At 61.4% G+C, this 6,699-nt stretch carries 7 protein-coding genes; 3 read left to right on the top strand and 4 right to left on the bottom strand.

Annotated features, from left to right (window positions below; all coding sequences use genetic code 11):
- Positions 1-672: 672 nt before the first annotated feature.
- Positions 673-846, top strand: a complete 174-nt coding sequence (locus tag BSG09_RS20695) for a hypothetical protein (protein ID WP_175542151.1) — start codon at positions 673-675, stop codon at positions 844-846.
- A gap of 323 nt (positions 847-1,169) precedes the next feature.
- Here BSG09_RS20695 and BSG09_RS06325 read toward each other — a convergent pair whose 3' ends face one another.
- Positions 1,170-2,561: an NAD(P)/FAD-dependent oxidoreductase gene (locus BSG09_RS06325; protein ID WP_092931248.1), complete on the bottom strand. Its 1,392-nt coding sequence runs from the start codon at positions 2,559-2,561 to the stop codon at positions 1,170-1,172.
- A gap of 177 nt (positions 2,562-2,738) precedes the next feature.
- Between BSG09_RS06325 and BSG09_RS06320 the strand changes: the two genes are divergently transcribed.
- Positions 2,739-3,713, top strand: a complete 975-nt coding sequence (locus BSG09_RS06320) for a D-2-hydroxyacid dehydrogenase (RefSeq protein ID WP_092931298.1) — start codon at positions 2,739-2,741, stop codon at positions 3,711-3,713.
- A 379-nt stretch (positions 3,714-4,092) separates the two neighbouring features.
- Here BSG09_RS06320 and BSG09_RS06315 read toward each other — a convergent pair whose 3' ends face one another.
- Positions 4,093-4,401 (bottom strand): HalOD1 output domain-containing protein, encoded by a 309-nt coding sequence (locus BSG09_RS06315; protein WP_092931247.1) that lies wholly within the window; start codon positions 4,399-4,401, stop codon positions 4,093-4,095.
- A 142-nt stretch (positions 4,402-4,543) separates the two neighbouring features.
- Positions 4,544-5,578 carry an aspartate-semialdehyde dehydrogenase gene (asd, locus tag BSG09_RS06310; RefSeq protein ID WP_092931245.1) on the bottom strand — a complete coding sequence of 345 codons (1,035 nt, stop codon included), beginning with the start codon at positions 5,576-5,578 and terminating at the stop codon, positions 4,544-4,546.
- Between the two features lie 249 nt (positions 5,579-5,827).
- On the opposite strand from asd, the gene BSG09_RS06305 reads away from it, so the two are divergent.
- Positions 5,828-6,085, top strand: a complete 258-nt coding sequence (locus tag BSG09_RS06305) for a hypothetical protein (RefSeq protein WP_394328105.1) — start codon at positions 5,828-5,830, stop codon at positions 6,083-6,085.
- Between the two features lie 260 nt (positions 6,086-6,345).
- Here BSG09_RS06305 and BSG09_RS06300 read toward each other — a convergent pair whose 3' ends face one another.
- Positions 6,346-6,537 (bottom strand): 30S ribosomal protein S17e, encoded by a 192-nt coding sequence (locus BSG09_RS06300; protein ID WP_008013056.1) that lies wholly within the window; start codon positions 6,535-6,537, stop codon positions 6,346-6,348.
- Positions 6,538-6,699: the final 162 nt, after the last annotated feature.

Raw genomic sequence — 6,699 nt, 5'->3', positions numbered from 1 at the left:
GAGTGGGCGACCCTCTGGGAACGTCGATTCGCCGCCTCCACTCATACTCTATACGATAGCTCCACAGAGCGACCGCGTTCGCGGTGGCTGTGTGGGGCTTTCTGCATTTCATACGTACCACTAGTTACGAACAACACTGACGATCACACTCCTCACTCTTCATAGTAACAACTGAAACGACATATAGCGGCCGTATAGCCGGTGTGCAGTAGCTTCCAATCGCTACTCCAGAAGTTCACGGCGTCCTCAAACTGACCAGTCTCGAGTGAGATTTCACTCTGGAGAGAGAACGTGTACGCCCGGAACACTAACGTCCAGCCTCATCCCGTGGCGGCATGCCGTGTCAGCTGGCTAACCCTCGTGCCGGGCGGGAGAACGCGATGCGTTCTCCGAGTACTACTGTCGCGTGCCCGGGTTCGCCGTGCTGTCATCGCACCCGAATGGGTCTGCTCGGACGGGGACTAAAGGCACGCAGTTCCCCTAGGGACGCGACCCGTTTAACTCTTGCAGGCTCGAGCCGTCAGTTCCCGTCCTCGTGACTGTTGACCGTGTCGAAGCACACGCAAATACAGTGAAGCCGGGTCGCGCCGTGGATGGCATCCCATCGAGGGTGGCACTGCCACGAGGGTTTTTCACCGCTCGCTGTGGTAGGGCGGTCCTTGAGGTGATGCTGTGGGTAACGACGACAAGCAACGCGCAGCGGCGACGTGCGATCGCTGTGGAGAGATCGGTATCGTTCAGATCTGGCCCGACGGCAGTTTCCAGCCGCTCGGTCAATCGACGTTCTGTGACTGTGAGCCGTCGGAGCTTCGGGTGATCGAGACGGATCCGGATGAGCTGCCGTAATCTGTCGACCGACGTTCGTGAGGGCCTCGTGCGCTGTGGATGGTCACACTGCCGGTTAGTAACAAGGCAATGGTGGCGGCCCAAGTGAGTCAAACAGCAGCGGCGACGAGTCGCGATCGTAGTTGGTCTGCTTTACAGCGATTCTCTCTTGGCTCTCACGTCGTCCCCTGAAGCGACCACTTCAAATCGTCGGAGGAACTGCAATGGCAGTCCGGTTTGGAACGACCACAGGATCGGCGTGGCAACGGAAGTCCCGACAGCAGGCAGTATCAGACGGACTACTGTGCGTCAGTGCCGGCGGGAAATCGAGATAGCAGACCGTATTAGTAGAGATAGTCTGCTTCCGATAGCTGGACGTAGCGGCCGTCGCGGTACCCGAATTTGCGCCGTTTGTACGCTGTGAGGAGTTTCACTGCGTCGAGTCCGGCAGTGTACCGTTTGCTGAGCAGGACGTTATCACCGCTGCCGCCTTGCATATTGCTGACAGTATTGAATGCCCAGTCCCAGTCATCTGGATCGTAGTCGTCGACGATCTCTGCGAAGGCCACGTTGCGCAGGATCTCGTCGCCAACCGCGCGTTTCCAGACGTCGTTGTAGTTTTCGAGCGAGTTCGTCCCGGCCAGTCGACCGGCGATTTTGCCGGTGCGGACGGCGACGTGGTAGCCACCCTCGTGGAACGCTGAGGTGGTTCCCATCGCACCGCCAGCGACGGCGATATTCGCGCCGACGGGTGACTCGATCGGTCGCGTCGACGAGATGGGGTAGGTTTCCGTCCCCTTGGACTTCCCGCGATCCTCGACGCGGGGAATGTCTTCCTCGATGGCGTACTCGTCGCCGTACTCCTGTTCGAGCAGGCGGCTGATATATTCCGCTCCCGATGGGAGTTTCTGGTCGTCGGGCCGCAAGAGCTTGTAGCTTCCTGGGTTGTCGACATCGTTGAGTTCCATCCCGATTGGCATCGTCAGCCCAACACGGGCGACTGTGCCGTCGTTCGGGAAGACCCACGGATAGGCAGTTTCGCCCGGCATGTATCCCCACCAGAACGTGAGGGTGTCCTCGAACTCCGCGAACAACTCCTCGGGGAACTCCCGGTACTCTTGGTACGCGATATGGTTTGCCTCCGGCGGCGAGAGGTAGTCGGAGACGCTTCGGCCCGGTGGGGTAAACTGATCGAGCGCCTCGAGCGTGATCCGCCGTTGTGGGCCGTCCGCGAGGACGACGTACTGGGCCTCGAGTTCGTCGCCGTTCGAGAGCGCCAGCGTGTGGGTCGGCCCTTGCGGACTCGTCGCTCGGAGGTCGGTCTCGAGGGATTTGACGCCGACGCCGACACGCAGGTCGGCACCCGCCTCAGTCGCGCGTTCGTAGAGCCAGTCATCCATGCGCGCGCGGTGGAAGGTGTAGCCGAACTTGGGATAGCTGGCGTCGATCCCGGTCGTCCGCAACTCGACGGCGCTGTTCGGGCCGATAAACTCCGTGGCCTCGAGTTCCTGCAGGATGACGTCGTCGGGGATCTCACGGTAATCGAACCCCATGATGTCGATCCAGTAGTCGAGCATCCCGGCGGCGTCGGTCGAATCGGGACCGACCTCCTCTCGATCCTCGCGCGGGACCCCTTGCTCGAAGAGCACCGTCTCTGCGCCGTGGGCGGCGGCCTGTTCGGCCGCGGACGCGCCCGCGGGGCCACCGCCGACGATCGCGACGTCTACGCGTTCCATACGCCATTTGGACTCAGTGAGCCATTATAAAAACTGCGAGGGAGGTTTCGACAGACTGCGCCGGGTTCGATCGCTGGCTGTTTCGGTACGGTGTTGACCGTCTCCGTCTCTCTCGGGTGCGAACGATACGGTGCCGCGAGACGAACGCTTTTGAGCGCGCTGGGCGAGGGCATGATCATGAGCGATGCCGACGCGCCGGACGTGCTCGTGCTTCGGAGGGGAACCCACGGGATTCCAATTGAACAGTACGCTGCTGCAATCCGCGATCGACTCCCGGACCACACCGTCGCGCTCGCGCGCACGCCGGCCGCCGAGCGCGAGGCGATCCGGGACGCGACGTTCGTCACTGGAATGACGCTCGAGGAAGAGCTCCTTGAGCGCGCTGACGAGCTTTCGGCCTTTGCCTGCGCCTATGCAGGGACCGGTCATCTTCCCCTCGATGAACTCGCGGACCGTGACGTCACGGTGACTAACGCGTCGGGTGTCCACGGGCCGAATATCGGAGAGCACGTACTGGGGTCGATTCTGTACTTTACCCGGCGGTTCCACGTCGGCGCGCGTCGCCAGCGTCGCCGTGAGTGGCGACATTACAAGGCCCACGAGCTGCAGGGATCGACCGTCACCGTCGTCGGATTGGGCGCGATCGGGCAGGCAGTCTGTGAGCGCCTCGAGCCGTTCGGCGTCGAGACGATCGGCGTCCGCTACACGCCTGCAAAGGGTGGGCCAACCGACGAGGTGATCGGCTTCGAGGGCGGGGCGTTCGATGATGCGCTTGCGCGGACGGATTATCTCGTGTTAGCGTGTCCTCTGACGGAGACGACCCACGGGTTGCTCGACCGCGAGGCGTTCGTGACGATTGACCCCGATGCAGTGGTGGTCAATGTCGCTCGCGGCCCGGTCATCGAGACGGATGCGGTAGTCGAGGCACTGCGGTCGAATTGGATCCGCGGGGCCGCACTGGACGTCACCGATCCGGAACCGCTGCCCGAGGAGCATCCGCTGTGGACATTCGAGAACGTTCAGCTCACACCACATAACGCAGGCCACACGCCACAGTACTACGACCGACTGGCCGATATCGTCGCCGAAAACGTTCGCCGGATCGATGCGGACGGCGCGGATGCTGACCTCGAGAATCAAGTACTCCCCTGATCGACAGCCGTTCACTGACTGAGACGGGCTGCTGTCAGTCAGTGCCGGCCGGCCGCGACCGCCCTATGGGTGTACCAGGACCCAGTGACAGGGAACTGTACGAATCGTGGGAGGGACCAACCACGAGCATACGGTTCCTCTCCATCACTAGGATGGACGCGCTCGAGCGCGGGACGCCAACGATTCAGCAAGTCGGCAGTGTCCCTAACAGGACCTTCAGCGAACAGTGCAGGGTCTCTACCCCGACTCATCGTCCTGTTTACCTCGTCCTTCGGTATGCTCTCGCGCTGTTTTTCGGCTCGTGAGACGCTGGTGACTCGTTCGCTCGGTAACAGTGACACTGTCGTCGTGTCTGACGGCAGCAGTGTCGAGTGCCTTGTTACTGGCGTTCGGTAAGGACGACTCGTCCGGTCTGGTCGACTGAAATCCGGTAGCCGGCGTAGGCGAACGTTACACAGCCGACGGTCTGGGTTGTCTCCCCGGCAGACTGAAACAGCGAATCGAGTGCAGTCGGATCGATCGCGTCGTACAGCGGGCCGAATTCGTCTGCGATCTCGAGGGCGTCCAGATCGGACTCTGCTGCGATCGCTTCGATGACCGCTTCGCTGAGCGGCTGGTCCGGCTGGGCCTGATAGGCATCGTGTCCGTCCTGCGGACGTGATTTGCAGAGAGCGGTTTCGGTTTCCATACCACGCCCTATCGGACCAACCACCGAAGTGACTCCGATTGAACAGTCAACGTTTTAAAACGGGGTAGCTCTCGACTACCCTCTCAGAAATGAACGGTCACGCGAGCCGCTGAACGGAATGTCGGCTGATTAGCTGCCGACGCTAGAGATAGCCGTTCTCGAGCAGCAGTTCGCCGTTGAGCACGCTCGCCCCGGCCGCGCCGCGCATCGTGTTGTGTGCGAGACAGTTGTACTGCAGGCCGAACGTCGATTCACGAATGCCGCCGGCGGCGACCGACATGCCGTCGCCGAGGGTGCGGTCGAGACGTGGCTGTGGCCGCTCGGGGTCCTCGAAGACTTCGATCAGCTGGTCCGGCGAGGAGGGCAGGTCGAGGCTCGGGTACACGCGCATGGCCTCGGCGGCCTCGTCGGGGGTGAGGTCCTCGGCGGTCTCGACGAAGACGTTCTCTAAGTGGCCGTCGATCGTTGGGATGCGGTTACACGAGGCACCGACTTCGACGTCGTTGAGCGAGAGTTCCGCGCCGTCGAAGCTACCCAGCAGTTTCTTCGATTCGGTCTCGAGTTTGTCCTCTTCGCCGCCGATGTGTGGGATGGCGTTGTCGATGATCTCCATCGAGGTGACGCCATCGTAGCCCGCGCCCGAGACGGCCTGCAGGGTCGCGACGTGAACTTTCTCGAGGCCGTACTCCTCGAGGGCGGCGAGTGTGGGGACGAAGGTGATCGTCGAGCAGTTGGGGTTTTTGACCATCGCGCCGTCCCAGCCACGCTCGTCGCGCTGGACCTCGAGTAAGTCGAGGTGGTCGGCGTTGACCTCTGGGATCACGAGGGGAATGTCTTCGTCCATTCGGCCGTTCGAGGAGTTCGAGGAGACGACGTAGCCTGCGTCACAGAAGCCAGGCTCGACGGCCTCGCCGACGCTCGAGGGGAGCGACGAGAACAGCAGGTCGACGTCGTTTGGAACGTCGTCGGGGTCGGTCGCTGTAACGGTCATGCCGGCGACATCGTCCGGAATTGGACTGTCGACGCGCCATTTTGCGGCCTGACGATACGTCTTGCCGGCGCTTGCGTCGCTTGCGGTCAGTGCTGCGATCTCGAAATCAGGGTGCGGGTCGAGCAGTTGGATAAGTCGCTGTCCAACAGCACCGGTCGCACCGAGTACGCCTACTCGTACTGCCATTTTCCGCCACTCCGAGTCGTGTCCGCAAAACCGTTTGGGTTTTCGGTAGCGCATGTCAGTCGACAGAGTTGCTCGAGTGAGTGGCTCTCCGCTGCCAATCGAGCACGATAGCGTTGCTGATGGCGAGGACACGCCATCACAGGCGCTTCGCTAGTTCGGATAGAAGATATTAAGAAACGGGAGCAGTACCTAGAAACCGATGCACTACCGACAGGATCGACGCGAGGCCACTGGCCAGAGGTGGTTCCGATGACGAGTTCGACCGCGAGTACCCGCAACGGAGGACTGCTCGAGACGCCGTTCAGCATGGGGGCGACGGCTGTCGCGGCCGTCACTACCTTGCTGTCCGTCTTTATCGCGTGGACGGGCTACAACGACGGCGTGTTCCCTGTGATCGGCTATCAGCTCGATATCTTGACCGGGGCCGTCGCGCTCGTGTTCGGGCTCACCCTCGCCCTCGTGGCGCTTACTGCCGCAGCCTACATGGAGCCCGGGTTCGGCGAATAGATCGCCGTTTGTGACGATTCGATATTGTTTCTCGAGCCTGCTGAGTCCGTAGCTCTTCGTCGCGCTTGGGCAGCTTCTCGGAGAAAGGACCACTGATACGGACTACTGTCAGTCATGTCCGGTGCAACCGCGACCCGCACTGCGGTCCCACCGGGACATCGGGACAGCAGACCGTATGAAACGAGTGACACGCCGATCGCTCTCGCTGTCGTGCGATCGGGTGTGCAGTGACGTTCCGTCGCTAGTATAAGAAAACCGACTTACGCAGGCACTTGTGCGCCTTTCTTTCGGGTTACGTATCCCGCGATGCGGTTACGAACACCTTTGGAATCGACGTTGGTGAGCTTCTCGACGCTTTCTTTGTTCTGTTCGAAGTCGGTCGTGAACGCCTCCGGGTACTGCTCCAAGAGGAGGTTGCCGGTCTTCTTGACGTAGGCCGGTTTGATTGCCATACAGGGGTTTCCGTCTAGAGGCCCTTATAACGCACCATTTCCACCGATTGACGACCATGGGGGAATGGGTACGTTGCGTCGCGATGCGCTGAACGAGGCCGGATTGAGACGAGATGCCCACGTAATCGTGACCCGTTGTGGCCCTTCTCGAACGAGAGTCGC

It is taken from the genome of Natrinema hispanicum, from assembly GCF_900111485.1.
Taxonomy (GTDB): domain Archaea; phylum Halobacteriota; class Halobacteria; order Halobacteriales; family Natrialbaceae; genus Natrinema; species Natrinema hispanicum_A.
This window is presented reverse-complemented; position numbering and strand designations above follow the sequence as displayed.

Bases quoted from the DNA above. Each gene is read 5' to 3' on its own strand.
- BSG09_RS06325 (WP_092931248.1), bottom strand. From the start codon at position 2,561: ATGGAACGCGTAGACGTCGCGATCGTCGGCGGTGGCCCCGCGGGCGCG.
- BSG09_RS06320 (WP_092931298.1), top strand. From the start codon at position 2,739: ATGAGCGATGCCGACGCGCCGGACGTGCTCGTGCTTCGGAGGGGAACC.
- BSG09_RS06315 (WP_092931247.1), bottom strand. From the start codon at position 4,401: ATGGAAACCGAAACCGCTCTCTGCAAATCACGTCCGCAGGACGGACAC.
- asd (WP_092931245.1), bottom strand. From the start codon at position 5,578: ATGGCAGTACGAGTAGGCGTACTCGGTGCGACCGGTGCTGTTGGACAG.
- BSG09_RS06305 (WP_394328105.1), top strand. From the start codon at position 5,828: ATGACGAGTTCGACCGCGAGTACCCGCAACGGAGGACTGCTCGAGACG.
- BSG09_RS06300 (WP_008013056.1), bottom strand. From the start codon at position 6,537: ATGGCAATCAAACCGGCCTACGTCAAGAAGACCGGCAACCTCCTCTTG.